Genomic DNA, 16,739 nt, shown 5'->3' with positions numbered 1-16,739 from the left:
AAGCGATGAGTCAGCGTTGTGGATCGGCTATTGTGGATCGGCCATGGTTGTTTTAAGAAGGCTTGCAATGTTTGCCGCTTTTGGCTTCACCAAATAGAACTTACGAACATAGTGTTCAAAGTCATCCAGTATCGTCTGGCCCCATGCGCTGCCTGTTTTCTCTACATGAGTCTCAATCACTTGTTGCAAATGAATACGGTGCTCTTCTGTTTGCTCGCTTGAGATACGGTTAAGATCGATTAGCTCATGGTTGCAACGATCAAAGAAGTCACCTTCCATATCGAGTACATAAGCGAAGCCGCCAGTCATACCCGCGCCAAAGTTGAGACCCGTACGTCCAAGGATCGTGACGATACCACCTGTCATATACTCACAGCAATGATCGCCTGTGCCTTCGATGACGGCATGTGTACCGGAGTTACGCACCCCAAAACGCTCACCTGCTGTACCAGCAGCATATAACTTGCCACCCGTTGCGCCATATAGGCAAGTGTTACCGATAATGGCGGTCTCTTGTGCTATAAAGTTTGAGCCTTTTGGCGGATAAATCACAATCTCACCGCCTGCCATGCCTTTGCCTACATAGTCATTGGCATCGCCTTCAAGCTCAATGTTTAAGCCGCCGGCATTCCAAACACCCAAGCTCTGCCCTGCCGTACCCGTTAGACGCAGTTTAATTGGCATGTCACTCATGCCAAGGTTGCCCCATACTTGCGCAATCTCACCTGAGATACGAGCACCGATAGACCGGTCACAGTTACCAACGAAATAGCTATAATCACCGCCTGAGCCTTGACGAATATTCACCAGCATATCACTAATCATTTGCTCAGCAAGCAAGCCTTTATCAAACGGTTCATTGCGCTCTACCTGACACGTTTGTGCTTTGCCAACGCTGGCCGGGTGACTAAATAACAATGGCGTTAGATCAAGATGACGCTGCTTATCAGTATTGCCTTCTAAGATATTAAGCAAGTCCGTACGACCGACCAGCTCTTCCATACTACGAACGCCAAGTGCCGCTAACCATTCGCGCGTTTCAGTCGCCACAAACTTAAAGAAGTTAATCAACATCTCTGCTTCGCCAATGAAATGCTCATCACGTAGCTTGGCTTTTTGAGTCGCAACCCCTGTTGGACAGTTGTTTAAATGGCAGATACGTAGATATTTACACCCAACCGCAATCATCGGCGTGGTACCAAAGCCAAAGCTTTCTGCACCAAGAATGGCTGCCTTGACTACATCTAGCCCTGTCTTCAAACCACCATCGGTCTGAACACGTACCTTATCACGTAATCCGTTCACTCGTAGAGACTGATGGGTTTCAGCCAGACCTAGCTCCCATGGCGAGCCTGCATGATGGATAGACGATAGCGGAGACGCTGCTGTACCACCATCATAACCTGAAATAGTAATCAAATCGGCATAGGCTTTTGCGACGCCTGTTGCGATCGTTCCAACACCTGGACGCGAGACCAATTTAACGGATACTAGGGCATCTGGATTGACTTGTTTCAAATCAAAAATCAGCTGTGCCAAATCTTCGATAGAATAAATATCATGATGCGGCGGCGGTGAAATCAAAGTCACACCCGGTACTGAATAACGCAAGCGTGCAATCAGTGCATTGACCTTACCACCTGGTAGCTGTCCACCCTCACCTGGCTTAGCACCTTGAGCCACTTTAATCTGCATGACTTCCGCTGAGCGCAGATAGGCAGGTGTCACCCCAAAACGACCAGAGGCAACTTGCTTGATCTTTGAGTTACGTAGTGTACCGTAGCGCGCAGGATCTTCACCGCCCTCACCAGAGTTTGAGCGACCACCGATGGTATTCATCGCCATGGCGATTGATTCGTGTGCTTCAGGAGACAGCGCACCTAGGGACATACCAGCTGAGTCAAAACGCGTTAAGATCTCAGAGATGTCTTCGACCTCATTGACGTCGATGCTGTTGTCTGTTTTTAGCTGTAACAAGTCGCGTAAAGTCGCGACTGGACGACTATTTACTAGGTTGGCATAATTAAGATAGTTATCATAATCGCCTGTACGTACAGCTGTATGCAGGCTATTGATCACGTCAGGGTTAAAGGCATGGTATTCTTTATTGAAGACGAACTTCAGCAGACCACCTTGATCTAACGGGGCACGACGCTTAAATGCATTGGCAGCCAACTGCGCTTGATCAGCGGCAAGATCTGCAAAGGTAGCGCCTTTAATACGGCTTTGTACGCCTTTGAAACACAGGCTCACGACTTCTTCTGAGAGGCCCACTGCTTCAAACAACTGCGCGCCGCGATACGACACAATGGTAGAGATACCCATCTTTGATAGGATCTTTAGCAACCCTTTATCCAAGCCTTTACGGAAATTGACGCGGGCTTGAATCGGGTCACCTAGCAGTTCACCAGTCGCCACCAAATCATCGATGACATCATATGCCAAGTACGGATAGACACAGGTCGCACCAAAGCCAATCAATACCGCTATTTGATGTGAGTCGCGAGCCAGACCCGTTTCAACCACTAGATTGGCATCGGTACGAATACCTTGCTCGATAAGATAATGATGCACCGCACCCGTCACCATGATGGCATTGGCTGGTACTTTGTCTGCATCGATGTCTTTATCAGACAAGACAATCAGTGTATTACCCGAGCGGATGTTATCTGCCACTTGCTCACAGATAGCAACGATAGCATCGGATAGCTCTAGAGTACGGTCATAGTTTAAATCAATGCGAGCTATCTTGAACGCAGGATCATCTAAAGTTTCAAGCTGCTGCATTTTGCTCGCTGACAAGACAGGCGATGATAAGATAATGCGATGAGCATCTCTCGCTGACGGCGCAAATACGTTCGTTTCAGCACCTAGGCAGGTCTGTAATGACATCACAATCGATTCACGTAGTGGATCGATTGGCGGATTGGTTACCTGTGCGAACTGCTGACGGAAAAAGTCACCCACATGACGAATTTGCTGTGACAGCACTGCCATTGGCGTGTCATCACCCATCGAGCCGACTGGCTCTTGACCATTCTCCGCATTGGGACGAATGATTTCTGTACGCTCTTCATTGGTGATGTGATACATCTTTTGTAGGGTTTTTAGCTTATCGCCGCGGCAAGCTTGCGTTGCTAAGGTTTCCTCTAAACGCTCATCATCACGTATACGTGTCGCTTCTTCACGCAGCCATTTACGGTATGGGTGCGCCGTTTTAAGTAATGTTGCGATAGCAGTGGTATCTAAAACCTTACCCGTCAACGTATCAATGACCAGCATTTGACCTGGGCCAACGCGGCCTTTTGCCAATACGTCGGTTGGTTCATAATCCCAAACACCAACCTCTGATGCAACGGTGATATAACCGTTCTTAGTCGTCACCCAACGCGACGGGCGCAGACCGTTTCTATCGAGCATACAGACTGCATAGCGTCCATCTTGAATCACGAGACCGGCAGGGCCGTCCCACGCTTCCATATGCTGCGAGTAAAATTCATAAAACGCACGCAGATCCATGTCCATACTATCGACATTCTGCCAGGCAGGTGGCACCAAAATCGACATCGCATGGAACAGGTTCATACCGCCTGACATCAGTACTTCCAGCATGTTATCTAGGCTTGATGAGTCAGAGCCGGTACTGTTTACTAATGGCGTCAATTCATTCAAGTTTGGCAACTTGTCTGACTTGAGTTTTGGCGTACGCGCCTTAGACCAGTTACGGTTACCTGTGATGGTGTTCAGCTCGCCATTGTGGGCCAGATAACGAAACGGCTGTGCCAAGGGCCAGCGAGGTAATGTATTGGTGGAGAAACGCTGATGGAACACCACGATATGTGAGGCCAAGCGCTCATCTTGCAGGTCTAAAAAGAATGCCGGCAAGTCTGATGGCATGACCAGACCTTTATAAATAATGGTCTGGCAACTGAGTGAGCACACATAAAACAGCTCATCATCTGTCAGGCGCTGCTCTGCTTTTTTGCGTGCGACAAACAACTTACGATTAAAATCATCTGCAGCCAACTCATCTGGTGCATTGACGAATATCTGCTTAAAGTCCGGTAATGTCTCACGGCCAATCTCACCGACGATACTCAAATCAAGCGGCACATCACGCCAGCCTGCGACTTCTAACCCTTGCGCTTTAATCTCATCGCTGAGCACTTGCTGACTATGCTTAGACTTGTCATTATCCAAATTGACAAACACCATACCGACCGCAAAGTTGTCGGTCAGTACCAATTGTTGCTCAGTGGCAATCTGTTTAAAAAATTCAGTAGGCGTCGCTAATAATAAACCACACCCGTCACCAGTTCTACCATCAGCAGCAACGCCGCCGCGGTGAGTCATACAACTCAAACTATGAATGGCAGTTCTTACCAAGTCATGGCTGGCTTGACCCTCAATGTGAGCAATCAGACCAAAACCGCAATTATCAGAAAAATCATCTGGCGTGGCCAGGTTTGTTTGCGAGGAAATCATCGACATAGCTTGTCCTTTTAAGTAGACGGGCAGCTTATATCTCCAATGCGGAGTGTAAGCTGGTACCCGTAGGCAGAACGGGCTGATAAAGGATATTCGGGTCTTAGAATTAGTCAATGGTGCAAGGCTTGGACGTCATACCCTAAAACACAGAAAAACCGTGGTTTTCTTAATCGTTAGGTGAAGTCTCGACATGTGATTCGTATATCAATAGCTTGTGAGTATCGGCCCTTGGTAATGGGTTAAAACCTCTCCCAAAATACCAGTCACGCGCTTATTGATATCTTATGTCTTTTGCTTAAGCATCAATTGTTATGTTGGTTGTCATATTTCAGTTGTAAACGTTTATCTATGACAGATTAATAACAATGCATTTGATTCATCTTGAATATCTGACGCTCTGTATTCAAGTGCTGTACTCACTCTAAAAAAGTGACAATGAGAGAAATTGTGGCACTTACCATCACTTCCTAGTAAACAATTAGTGCCACGCTTGAGACAACAATGTCTGGCAAAGCGCCAAAAAAACAGTATATATACTATTAAGTCATTGTTAAATAAACATTTTTACGATAACTGTACAGAACGTCGCCCACAGTTATATTAGTTAATGATTGACAAAAAATCTAGTCTTTTCTATCGATTCATCAGCCATAATTTGTAATAGTATTTATTACTATTGGTTATAGGACAATCAATAATCATATTAAAATTCGAATATGAGTGACTCATCTGTGACATGGTTAGGTAGGCTTATGATAATCGACTGTTTTTGACCGCTATCTTCTCCTTATCTTTTTAACCAAAAAATACTTGAGCCATAAAAAACCCACTAATGAGTTCATTAGTGGGTTTGATTAAGTCGTATTAAGTATTTACAAAGCGGTCGTTAGTGCCACCATAAACTTCAGGCAAGCGAGGCTATCTGCAAAAAACTAATTACTCTTATCTTCTATCAGCGTTTTTATGCTATCACTATTTTCTTTTGGCGCACTGGTGTTAGCACTCTTAGCATTGGCATTCTTGTTATTGGTGTTCGAAGTAGTGCTCGGCGGTTTAGGCGCTGGCACCACTGGTGGCTTTTTGGTGGTGGTTTTATCCGCTTCTGATGATGCAGGCTTTTTAGTCTCAGACACCGGTTTGCTTGTACTTTCTTCATTTTTGGGTGAAGTTTCAGATGAAGGTACGTCATTACCAATTGTGCGTTCTTCACTCACAGAGAGGGTTTCAGACGTATCAGCTGATTGGCGAATACTTGGCTCAGACTTACTACTAGCAGTATCTTGAGCATTACGGTTACTGTTGTCCGTAGCTGCTTGATCGCTCGCCACCGCCTCCGCTTTTTGGCGAACAGGTATTTCACGTTTGGTTGGTTTCAAGCTAACAGCACGGGTACGCTTTGTACTCAAGTCTTTTACTGGGTCAGGGCGCTCGTAATTGTCAATAATACCAACGTATCGATTGATCTCTTCTGGCAATACACGAACATCCGTAGGCAATTTAAAATCGATCAGTTTGGCAGCCCCTACCGCTTCTTGTGGACTACTCATCAGCCCATAGGTCAACATATAACGAACCTGATTTTCGTCGTCAAGATATCGAAAATAAGCAAATTTCTCGCGATCTTTGCGGCTTTCTAAGTAGCTAACGATCACATCGTTTTCGGCCACATTCATCACTTGCACAGTCCACTTGCCTTTATTGGCCAGTAGATAACGCTTGTCTTTGAATTCATCAGGATAATCACGCAAATCACGAACCGTGGCATCAAAGTTAATGGGTTGCACATCCGTATCAAGCTCATGCAACGACTCTATCTTTAATGGCTGTTCAAACTCATCAGCCAGCATTTGCGGTGCGGATACTGGTGCGTTTTCGATCTTGGCACCCATTGCTGGTGTTTGACTCAGCATCCATACCAATGCGGTGACAATGCCCAACAGCAATGTCACTACTAGCCAAATCAAGGCCTGACGACTGTATGATTGGCTAGCCGTACGTGTCGTCGGTTTTGATGCTGCCATGAGAGTGTCCTTGGTAAAAACATATTTGAGTGCACTAAAGCGTATAGGCATCCCTATACATTTACTAAAACTTTGATAAGTTGCACACGATCTTAATGAGCTACGCGCTGTATTGTGACAATACTTCAGACAACAACTCGTGATCAAAGTCATTGGTCAACACAGCATCGCCTATTGATTTTAACAAAATCAGGCGGATTTGTCCGTGTTTCACTTTTTTATCATGCCCCATCAGGTTCAAAGCAGTCTCTACCTCGATAACCGGCGGTGTGATAGGTAGATTACCTAGGATTAAGACACGCTTGATACGCGCAACCTCATCATGAGTTAGCCAGCCAATCTTTTGGGAAAGCTCAGCTGCTTGTACCATGCCAGCTGCAACTGCCTCACCATGCAACCAATTGCCATAGCCTTCATTTGTCTCAATCACATGACCAAAGGTATGACCGAAGTTGAGTAGTGCACGCACACCTGACTCTCTTTCATCTTGTGCCACGACATCAGCCTTGTACTGACAGCAGCGCTTCACAGCTTCCCCAAGTACTGCCAAATCCAATGCCATCATCGCAGGCAGATTGGTCTCAAGCCATGTCAAAAATGTTTCGTCCATGATGAGGGCGTATTTAATAATTTCAGCGATACCAGCTGATAGCTCGCGTGTCGGTAATGTTTTGAGAGTACTCATATCAGCAAGAACCATTTGCGGTTGCCAAAACGCCCCAATCATATTTTTGCCTTGTGTATGATTGATGCCTGTTTTGCCACCCACGCTTGAATCCACTTGCGATAACAACGTTGTTGGAATTTGGATAAAATTCACCCCACGCATAAAGCTTGCTGCGGCAAACCCTGTCATGTCACCAACCACGCCGCCACCGAGCGCGATGAGCGTGACATCACGATTAAAGTGCTCCGCCATTAGGGCATCATAGATTTGATCGATACTGGTTTGGTTTTTATATTGCTCGCCATCTGGCAACACACAAATCCTTACCGTAAATTGTACGGACAGCTCGTCTTCCAAGGGTTTCAAGTACAAAGGCGCGACCGTCTCATTAGTGACAATCAATACCTGCTGACCACCAATATAAGGCGCTACTTGCTGTGCCATACTGCTCTTTTCTATCGCAGCGTTTTCAGTAATGACGATTGGATAATCATGACTTTGCGTGTGAACCGTTAGAGCATCATAAAACACTGGCATTGTCATGAAAGAGTCCTTAAAGATTGATAATAAGATAAAAAGCAGATCTGAACAGCAACCGTGCTACTCGATCTGCTATTGGTCGTTTTTAGGGGCTGAAGCTGGCGCCATCGTGGTAGCGTCAGAAAAGGTTTCTAATTGCTGTAGCAGTTGGTTGACCATATGCCGCGGATACGTATGGCCCGTCGGCATGATGATATGTGCCACCTGCCGATACAAAGGATCTCGAGCACTGTACAAATCCTGAAGTATTTTTCTAGGATTTGGCTGCTGTAATAATGGTCGAGACTTATCCTTAGCAGTACGAGCCATTTGCACATCTACGGGAGCATTGAGGTAAACGACGATACCACGCTGATGTAAAAACTCACGGTTTTCAGCACACATCACTGCACCGCCGCCCGTTGCCAGTACGATTTGAGGGTTTTGGGTCAACTCATCGATAGCACGCGTTTCACGCTCACGAAAGCCCGCTTCGCCTTCTTTTGCGAAGATCCAAGCAATATCGGCACCGGTTTGCGATTCGACATACCAATCACTATCTACAAAAGTGCGGCCCAATTGTTTGGCCAGTAGTTTACCGATTGTCGTCTTCCCTGCTCCCATCGGTCCCACTAAAAACACCGACGGCAATTCCTGCACCATAGTACTTACTCAGCTAAATTAGGTATGATACAACGTCATTGATATTCTGGCTAGTAATGAGCCATGATTATTGTGAGTAAAATTCAGCACATAAAAAAGCAAGCACGGTGGCTTGCTTTTTTTAATAAAAACCAACTGCCCATTAATTCAAACGGCTTGTACCATCATTGATCAGTTTTGGCGTGACAAAAATAAGTAACTCTTCCTTAGTATTGCTACGTACATCTCGGCGGAATGCACGGCCAATATAAGGCAGGTCTCCTAAGAAAGGTACTTTATCTACGCCGTTACTAGTACGGTTTTTAAACACACCGCCTAGTACAACTGTCTGCCCATCTTCGATAATAACATTGGTCGAGATCGAGTCCTCAGAAATAGCTACCTGATTGTTGATGATAGTCGGTGTACCATTGGTAATGACCAATTTTAGACCAATCTTACCATCAGGTGTGATATTCGGCGTGGCTTCTAAGCTCAGTGCTGCTTCTTTAAAACTGGTCGTTGTAGCACCACTGGCTGATGCTTCTTGATACGGAATCTGCGTACCGGACGAGACTTTTGCTGTTTGCTTGTCTGCTGTCAAAATCTTGGGTGTTGAGATAACTTCACCGCGATTGTCGGCTTGCAGTGCTGACAGCTCAAGATCAAGCATCACATCAGACATACTGAGTAAGCCAAAGGCAATACTACCCGCTGGGTTAGAAACGCCTAAATCAACGTTTAAATTATCAGGACTGGTAATGTCATACGACGGATACGAGACCGTTTGACCATTGACTGTGGTGGTCTCTATGTCAAAGTCTTTGAGATCTGCCAATGTCTGATTACTACCACCAACCAACAAGCTACGGTTGTTTGCTGCGCCATTTGACAGGATGCCCCAGCGAACGCCGATTTCTTTACTAAAGCTATCCGTGGCGCTAACGATACGCGCTTCAATCATGACCTGACGAACGGGGATATCAATTTTGCTGATTAATTTGTGAATATTTTCGATACTCTCAGCCACGTCTTTAATGATCAAAGTATTGGTACGATCATCAACGGTCACTGTGCCACGATTAGACAACAACGTATTGTTTTCATCGGCTCGGCTTGAGGTGCCACTACCACCAGATGAACCACTACCTTGAGAGATCAGCGTCAATACATCTTGCGCTATAGCATAGCTCAAACGGATATACTCAGTCCGCAATGGTGCATAAGACTTCACGGCTTGCTGTGCTTCAAGCTCCTTTGCTTCTTGCTCAGCAAGCTCTGTAGCAGGCGCGACCAAAATAATATTGCCGTTTTCACGCTTGTCTAGATTTTTGCTCTTTAAGATAATATCGAGCGCCTGATCCCAAGGCACATTGATCAGACGCAAAGTGATGTTACCAGCGACTGAGTCGTTAGCAACGATGTTCATCTCGGTAAACTGGGCCAAAATGTCTAATACACTACGAATCTCGACGTCTTGAAACTCCATAGACAGTGGTTCGCCACTATAGACTCTTTCTTCAAGCGTTGGCTCACGTAGTAGTTCAGGTTTTTTGATACCGATATTCAACTGGTTGCCAGACTGATATGCTTGATACTCATAATCATCTGTCATGTTTATGGTGATGACACCATTTTGACCTTGGTTTTTGGTATCTATACTGCTGACAAGACCGCTATTAATATTCAATCGACGTAGCAAGTTTCTTGGCACTGTACTACCAGTCAAACGCACCACTAACTGATTGCCTTGACGCTGTACATCTACTGGAATGGCTTCATTGGCCAGTACAACGCTGATATTACCACCACCATCATTGCCTGCCGAAAAATTCACTGCACTGAGACCGTCGTAACTATACTGTTTACTCACTTGTGAGGCAGCAAGTTGAGGGTTGAGCAGTGGATTGACTCTGACCACCATCGTATCTGCTGGGACTTCTTTTTTCAAAGAAGGCGTGTTCGTACGAACAGCGGCAACCGGAACGGTACTGGTCTCAATAATTGGCGTAACAATTGTCGTCGTCGTGATATTGTTATTACTATTGTTATTGAGCACATCCTGTACCGGATCACTGGTAATCACAGGACGACTCGGATCAGTGATGGTCAGCAATAGCTCGTTGCCCTCAATCGCGGTCGTATAATTGCCCGACTCTTTTAGGCCAACAATAAGACGCGTGGTACTGTCGCTACTCAGTGTAGTGACATCATTGACGACACCAATATTGTATTCATTGAAGCGACTGGCAAGACCGTTTTGTACTTGCTCAAAATCTAACACCAAGCGACTAGGGTCATCCAGTTGATATGCTGCTGGTAATACTGGCGTTCCTGTGAACCCCAAGCGCATTTGAGTCACGGCTGGTGCCGTTTGTACTACAGAGACATTGTTGATGCGCTGTGCAGCATATGCGCTATTGCTCACGGCTATCATGCTGACGGCCAATGCTGAAATGGCAAAAGCGGAAGACACACGATTGCTCATTATCATCACCTTGTTGTTGCGTACTGTCATTATTTATTCCTCAAAAAATCTGCCAACTTAGCTTATAGGGGATACCAGTGACTGGGGTTTTTCAACGAACCCGGCACGACTGTCTGGCACAATTTCAATCAAGTTAACCTGAGTCGGCGTGATTTCAACGATACGGCCGTCATTTAATCCAAGATAATTACCTACTTTCACACTAGCAACCGAGCCATCCGGACGTTGTATCAATGCATACTGCTGGCCTTCCGGAGCAACCACAACACCTCTAAAAATCAGCTGCGTCAGCTCATACTGCTCAAGCGGTTCTTTCGTTCTTGTAATGTCAGGTCGCACACCATCGATTGAGGTTGTAGGGCCCTGTACATTGACCAAACTTGGCGGCAAAAACGGACTGCGCTGGGCACTGGCACTATAGACGAAGTCCTCTACCAGCTCAGCCTTAGGCGGTGGTTCGATAGGTTGGGCTGGCTGATTACGTATGTCAGCCATTGATTGCTCTGCCATACCAATACGATCTGTACAACCTGTCATCAATAGCGTTGCCATGCTCAAAACAAGTAATATCGGCAGTCTCTGAATAGTCATTAGTTGCCTCCTGCTGTAGCTGCAGCGTCAGTTGAGGCAACCGCTTCATCACCTTCAGGAGCCGCTTCTTTAGATCGATACGTTTTGGTCTGTAAAACCAAATTAAGCTCTGGTAACACATCCAAAGTAGGCTGTGGATTACTGACTTCAAAATCGTGCATCGTGATGATTCTAGGTAGTGCTGCCAGACCGCTAATAAAGCTACCAAACTGATGGTAATCACCCAAAGCAGCAATACGGATAGGCTGCTCAATGAAGAATTCATTTTCGATTTCAGGTTCTACTGAGATATCTTGGAAACGTATGTTACTACCTACACCTGTCATATTGATGCCTTCTACCAGCTCTGAGACACGTGTGTCTTTTGGCAATTGGTCTAGCAAAGTATTGAACTCCGTCTCCATTTGGACGACTTGTTCTTGATAGGCTTTTAGGTGACGCGCACGTGATTCTTTTTCACGGTAACTATCTAGCAGCGTTTGTTGCTGACTTTCAGCCGCATTGATCTCATCGATTTTACTACTGATTGGCAGTGCCCATGATAGCGCAGCGATAAAAGTAATAATAAGACCAATCACGGTTACCTTTACTGGCAATGGCCAGCTACCATAGTTATCAGAATCTAATGATTCAAAACTGCGGCGAAACTCGTTTAGATCAAACTGTTTTTTGGGTTTTAAGTTATTCTTTTTGGTCTTGATTAGGCTTTTTTTGCGGACAAGTTTCATAACTCACCTCCCAAAACATCATCCGTAGCGGCAGGCGTCTCTGATTGCACTTTTGTCGTTACCACAAACTGTACATAACTGTCTTCTGGATAAACAGGGCGAGGCTGCTCGCCTGTCGTAACCGTGTTGTTAAGAGCAGGTGCCGTCTCATAAGCGGTGATATTCTGTTGAATATTACTCACTGCTGAATTACCCATCCACTTACTGCTGTCTAGATTACGAATCAAACTCGACACAATGTTTGGATTATCAGCCAGACCGGTTAAGGTTAGGACATCCCCTTCACGTTTGAGATTGTTTAAATAAAGCGCTGGCGGAATGGCTTTAGCCAAATCATCCCACAAACGTACAGGCACCGGACGGCGACCCTGCAAGTCTTGAATCACTTGCATACGCGATATAATATCTTCACGGCGCTGCTCTAAACTATCAATTTCGGTCAATGCAATATCTAAACGTTTATTTTCTTGTTCGATCAACGAATTGGCATCGAGCTGGTCAGCAAGCTCATTATTGAAATAGCTCCATGAGGCAAATGCAGCCAGTAGCGTCAGCAAAGTGACGGCAACCACCAATGTTAAGAATTCTTTATTGCGACGTTCGCGCTCTTCTTGGCGCCAAGGTAAAAGGTTAATACGAGCCATCAGTCAAAGCTCCTTAACGCAAGACCGCATGCAGCCATTAAGCTTGGTGCATCAACAGCCAATTGCTCATTGTCAATATTTGGTGCGATAGTCATATTAGCAAACGGGTTGGCCACACTAACCGGGACACCCAGTTTTTGTTGTGCCATACCAGAGAGACCCGCAATCGAGCTGCTACCACCTGCCAACACCACGTGGTCTATACTGCTATACTGGCTAGATGAGAAGTAAAACTGCAGAGAGCGCGTGATTTGCTGAATGGTGTTTTCTATGAAGGGCGTCAATATCTCAGGATAATAGTCATCAGGTAAGGTACGCTCACGTTTGCTCAATGTGGCCTCTTCTGCTGATAACCCGTAACGATTTTGTATCGCCTCGGTCAACTGCACACCGCCAAACAATTGCTCACGACTATAAATGAACTCACCATTTTTAGCGATATATAAAGTGGTTTGATTGTGACCAATATCCACTAAAGCGACCAATTCTGGCATATTTGGCAGATAATCGACCATCAGTTTAAAAGCACGCTCAATGGCATGTGATTCAATATCCATGACTTTGGTTTGCATGCCACCGAAGGCTAACGCATCGACGCGTTGGTCGACATTTTCCGAGCGAGAAGCCGCCAGCAATACCTGCACCATATTATCGCTAGCCAAAGAGGGACCCAAAACTTCAAAGTCTAAATTGACATCTTCTAACGGGTAAGGCACATACTGATCCGCATCTAAACGAATTTGGGCTTCACGCTCAACGTCATTTAACGCCATATCCATGTCAATAATTTTGGTTATAACAGCAGAGCCCGAAACTGCTGTAGCGACATTGCTGCCCGATACTTGGCAGCGTCTGGCGAGGCTGGTTATGATAGTACCTACTGTTTCTGTATCTACCAAGAGTTTGTCGACGACTACACCTTCCGGAAGTCTTTCGATACCATAAGATTTTAGGTGAAACATGCCATGTTGGCGCTGTATGTCAACCAACTTTACTGAGGTGGCACAAATATCCACACCAATCAAATGTCGACTTTTAGAAGTAAATAGCCTCACAAACTCTATACCTTATATTGAATGTACAATTTGATAGTTATTTGTAATAATTAGATACAATACTTTACTTAATTGATAGTTTCAAGCATTTAAAAATATATTAAAGCACACTTACACATTTATTATGACCTGCCGATTTTGTTCGAGGTATAATATATTGTTCGCTACAAATTCTAACTAATAAGTCTTCTTATGGCCAAAAAAAATGCTACTGCTCGCCTCATTCATTTTTTAGTGGGTGTTTTTATCGCATGCCTAGCATTGGCGGTTGTTTTAGCGCTTGCTGTACCGATTGGTTTTTATGGTATGGCAATGTATTTATCGCCGACCTTACCAAGCACTCAAGAAATTAAGACTGCTAGTTTAGAGATGCCATTACAGATTTATAGTAGCGATGACAAACTGATTGGCCAATATGGCAATCGTTTATCTTTACCAGTCAGTTTTGAAGACATTCCTGAAGATTTAACCCATGCCTTTTTAGCAGCAGAAGATGCCTCATTTTTTCAGCATAGTGGTATCAGTATTAAAGGACTTGGTCGAGCCGTTACTGAGGCTGTGACCGATGATGACGGCCAGACAGGTGGGTCGACCATCACTATGCAGGTTGCCAAAAACTATTTCTTGAGCTCAGAGAGAACGCTAAACCGCAAACTGACAGAGTTATTTTTAGCACGTAAAATCGAAGATGAACTCAGCAAAAACGATATTCTAACACTTTATGTCAACAAGATTTATCTGGGTGAAGGCGCTTACGGTATCCGTGCTGCTGCCAAAAAATATTATAGTAAGTCGCTAGACAGCTTAAGCATCGCTGAGATGGCAATGCTAGCAGGCTTACCAAAAGCTCCCTCTAAATACAATCCTGTCGCCAACCCTGAGCGTGCATTGACCCGTCGTAACTGGATTATTGGGCGCATGCATGAGCTAGGTTATATCACCAAAGCGCAAAAAGACGAAGCCATTGCCGCACCAGTAGGCATCAACCTTTATAAAGAAAAGCTGGATGTCAATATGCCTTATTTGGCAGAAATGACTCGTGCTACCTTAGTGGAGCGCTATGGTGAGCAGGTCATGCATGGTGGTTGGCGCGTACGCCTGACAGTAGACAGTCAGGCACAGATAGATGCAGAAGCGGCCATACTGACGGGTTTGGTTGCCTATGAGCATCGTCACGGTTGGCGCGGTGCTGAAGCAAATGATGAACCGCTAGAGAACTTTCAACGTTATAGCAGTATGTCTCCTGCCAAAATTACCAAAGTCAATTCGCGTAGTTTTGAGGCCACCTTACAGTCTGGTGAGAGCATAACCGTTAACTGGTCTGGCATGAGCTGGGCGCGCAAATACATTTCTGCCGATCGTATCGGTTACTATCCAAGTAATGCCAGCCAAATTGTCAAAAAGAATGATATTGTCCGTGTTATGCCAACGGCGAATGGCAATTGGCAACTGGGTCAAATACCCAAAATACAAGGAAGCTTGGTTTCCTTAAATCCAGAAACTGGCGCGGTTAATGCCTTGGTCGGTGGGTTTGATTTTAACCACAGCAAATTCAACCGTGCATTACAGGGCTGGCGCCAACCAGGCTCAACGATTAAACCGCTTGTTTATACAGCAGCGCTAGAAAAAGGCTATCGTCCAGACACCATCGTCTCCGATAGACCAATACAAGTAGGCGACTGGAAACCCAAAAACTCTGATGAGCGCTTCTTAGGTGATATCACCTTGCGCCGCGGGCTTTACTTGTCTAGAAACTTGGTTTCTATTCGTTTACTACAAGCCATTGGGATTTCTAGTACACGCAATCTATTAGATGAGTTCGGTTTAGACAAAGAAAAGCTCCCCACCACGTTATCGTTAGCACTTGGCGCAGGACAAGCCACGCCACTACAAATGGCAACAGCATATTCAACCTTTGCCAATGGTGGTCATCGCGTACAACCTTACTTTATTGAACAAATATACAATTATAAAAACGATCTATTGTTCCAAGCAAATCCACGTCAAGCTTGTGCGCTATGCTTTAACAAACAACTTGAGCAACGTAATAAGCAATCAATCGAGGCATATAATAAGTCACTCGAAGACGATAGCAATAGTATTGATGAAACAGATACTGATAAAACAGACACTGATGCATCGGCGCTAAAAGCTGATGAAAGCACCGAACAAAGCACTGATTTGACTGTTTATAATGCTGGCCCTCAGTCAGATCGCTTGAAAGCACCTCCTGTACAATACGCAGTGGCCAAACAGGCACCACGAATATTGCAACCTAGAGTGGCATTTGAGATGGCAGATATTTTGCGTGATGTGGTACAGCATGGTACGGCTATACGAGCAAAAGCATTAGGTCGTAACGATATCGGTGGTAAAACAGGCACAACCAACCAGGCTAAAGATGCTTGGTTCGCAGGATTTCATCCTACCAATGCGACCGTCGTATGGATGGGTTTTGATCAACCAGCCACCATGGGTCGCCGTGAGTATGGCGGTGTGGCCGCCCTACCCGTTTGGATGGACTTTATGAAAGCACAGCTCAAAGATACGCCGAGTCAGTGGGTGTCGATTAACAACCGCTCAAAATCTAAGAAACAGCAGCAAGAAATAATCGAAATGACTGATGATGGACTTATCGCTGGTGATGACGATGTTGCTGACAATAGCAAAGCGGCAAAGCCAGTCAAAACCCAAACTCAGCAGCGTCAGGCTCCCACTCCTAAGCCCCCTGAAAATGTGAAAAACTCAGAGCCTCAGACATCTAGCAATAAACGCAGTGATGATAGCGTACCGCAAAACCCATTATCCGTCACACCTGTTGAGCGTATGCCTCCGTTGCCAGAGTAATCTGCTTATCATGGCATACCTGATTCATCGCCATAATCAATATCTGATA

10 protein-coding genes are annotated in these 16,739 nt (G+C 45.3%); 1 reads left to right on the top strand and 9 read right to left on the bottom strand.

Annotated elements, in window-relative coordinates; genetic code table 11:
* Window positions 1-27 precede the first annotated feature (27 nt).
* The 9 genes from gltB to pilM form a co-directional block, all read right to left on the bottom strand.
* Window positions 28-4,491, bottom strand: coding sequence for a glutamate synthase large subunit (gene gltB, locus IP510_RS09505; protein ID WP_194364554.1), 4,464 nt, complete (start codon window positions 4,489-4,491; stop codon window positions 28-30).
* Window positions 4,492-5,420: 929 nt separating this feature from the next.
* The gene (locus IP510_RS09500; protein ID WP_194364553.1) at window positions 5,421-6,509 is read right to left on the bottom strand and encodes a hypothetical protein; all 1,089 of its coding nucleotides are present in this window, start codon (window positions 6,507-6,509) and stop codon (window positions 5,421-5,423) included.
* A gap of 100 nt (window positions 6,510-6,609) precedes the next feature.
* Window positions 6,610-7,719, bottom strand: a complete 1,110-nt coding sequence (gene aroB / locus IP510_RS09495; protein ID WP_194364552.1) for a 3-dehydroquinate synthase — start codon at window positions 7,717-7,719, stop codon at window positions 6,610-6,612.
* Between the two features lie 69 nt (window positions 7,720-7,788).
* Window positions 7,789-8,358: a shikimate kinase AroK gene (aroK, locus tag IP510_RS09490; RefSeq protein ID WP_194364551.1), complete on the bottom strand. Its 570-nt coding sequence runs from the start codon at window positions 8,356-8,358 to the stop codon at window positions 7,789-7,791.
* Between the two features lie 142 nt (window positions 8,359-8,500).
* A complete protein-coding gene (pilQ, locus tag IP510_RS09485; RefSeq protein ID WP_194364550.1) occupies window positions 8,501-10,855 on the bottom strand; it encodes a type IV pilus secretin PilQ in 2,355 nt (784 codons plus the stop codon).
* Window positions 10,856-10,882: 27 nt separating this feature from the next.
* Window positions 10,883-11,416, bottom strand: coding sequence for a pilus assembly protein PilP (locus tag IP510_RS09480; RefSeq protein ID WP_194364549.1), 534 nt, complete (start codon window positions 11,414-11,416; stop codon window positions 10,883-10,885).
* Entirely contained in the window at window positions 11,416-12,144 is a 729-nt protein-coding gene (locus tag IP510_RS09475) for a type 4a pilus biogenesis protein PilO (protein WP_194364548.1), read from the bottom strand. The genes IP510_RS09480 and IP510_RS09475 overlap by 1 nt, the downstream gene beginning before the upstream one ends.
* The gene (locus IP510_RS09470) at window positions 12,141-12,788 is read right to left on the bottom strand and encodes a PilN domain-containing protein (RefSeq protein ID WP_194364547.1); all 648 of its coding nucleotides are present in this window, start codon (window positions 12,786-12,788) and stop codon (window positions 12,141-12,143) included. Before IP510_RS09470 ends, IP510_RS09475 begins: the two co-directional genes overlap by 4 nt.
* A complete protein-coding gene (pilM, locus tag IP510_RS09465) occupies window positions 12,788-13,843 on the bottom strand; it encodes a type IV pilus assembly protein PilM (protein ID WP_194364546.1) in 1,056 nt (351 codons plus the stop codon). Before pilM ends, IP510_RS09470 begins: the two co-directional genes overlap by 1 nt.
* 192 nt (window positions 13,844-14,035) lie before the next feature.
* On the opposite strand from pilM, the gene IP510_RS09460 reads away from it, so the two are divergent.
* Window positions 14,036-16,690 (top strand): penicillin-binding protein 1A, encoded by a 2,655-nt coding sequence (locus IP510_RS09460; RefSeq protein ID WP_194364545.1) that lies wholly within the window; start codon window positions 14,036-14,038, stop codon window positions 16,688-16,690.
* The last annotated feature ends 49 nt before the right edge of the window (window positions 16,691-16,739 follow it).

Origin of the sequence: Psychrobacter sp. NG254, assembly GCF_015277735.1 — a bacterium.
GTDB lineage: Bacteria > Pseudomonadota > Gammaproteobacteria > Pseudomonadales > Moraxellaceae > Psychrobacter.
This window is presented reverse-complemented; position numbering and strand designations above follow the sequence as displayed.

Coding starts and splice junctions, on each gene's coding strand:
- aroK (WP_194364551.1), bottom strand. CDS start 8,358: ATGGTGCAGGAATTGCCGTCGGTGTTTTTAGTGGGACCGATGGGAGCA.
- IP510_RS09500 (WP_194364553.1), bottom strand. CDS start 6,509: ATGGCAGCATCAAAACCGACGACACGTACGGCTAGCCAATCATACAGT.
- IP510_RS09460 (WP_194364545.1), top strand. CDS start 14,036: ATGGCCAAAAAAAATGCTACTGCTCGCCTCATTCATTTTTTAGTGGGT.
- pilQ (WP_194364550.1), bottom strand. CDS start 10,855: ATGACAGTACGCAACAACAAGGTGATGATAATGAGCAATCGTGTGTCT.
- IP510_RS09470 (WP_194364547.1), bottom strand. CDS start 12,788: ATGGCTCGTATTAACCTTTTACCTTGGCGCCAAGAAGAGCGCGAACGT.
- IP510_RS09475 (WP_194364548.1), bottom strand. CDS start 12,144: ATGAAACTTGTCCGCAAAAAAAGCCTAATCAAGACCAAAAAGAATAAC.
- IP510_RS09480 (WP_194364549.1), bottom strand. CDS start 11,416: ATGACTATTCAGAGACTGCCGATATTACTTGTTTTGAGCATGGCAACG.
- gltB (WP_194364554.1), bottom strand. CDS start 4,491: ATGTCGATGATTTCCTCGCAAACAAACCTGGCCACGCCAGATGATTTT.
- aroB (WP_194364552.1), bottom strand. CDS start 7,719: ATGACAATGCCAGTGTTTTATGATGCTCTAACGGTTCACACGCAAAGT.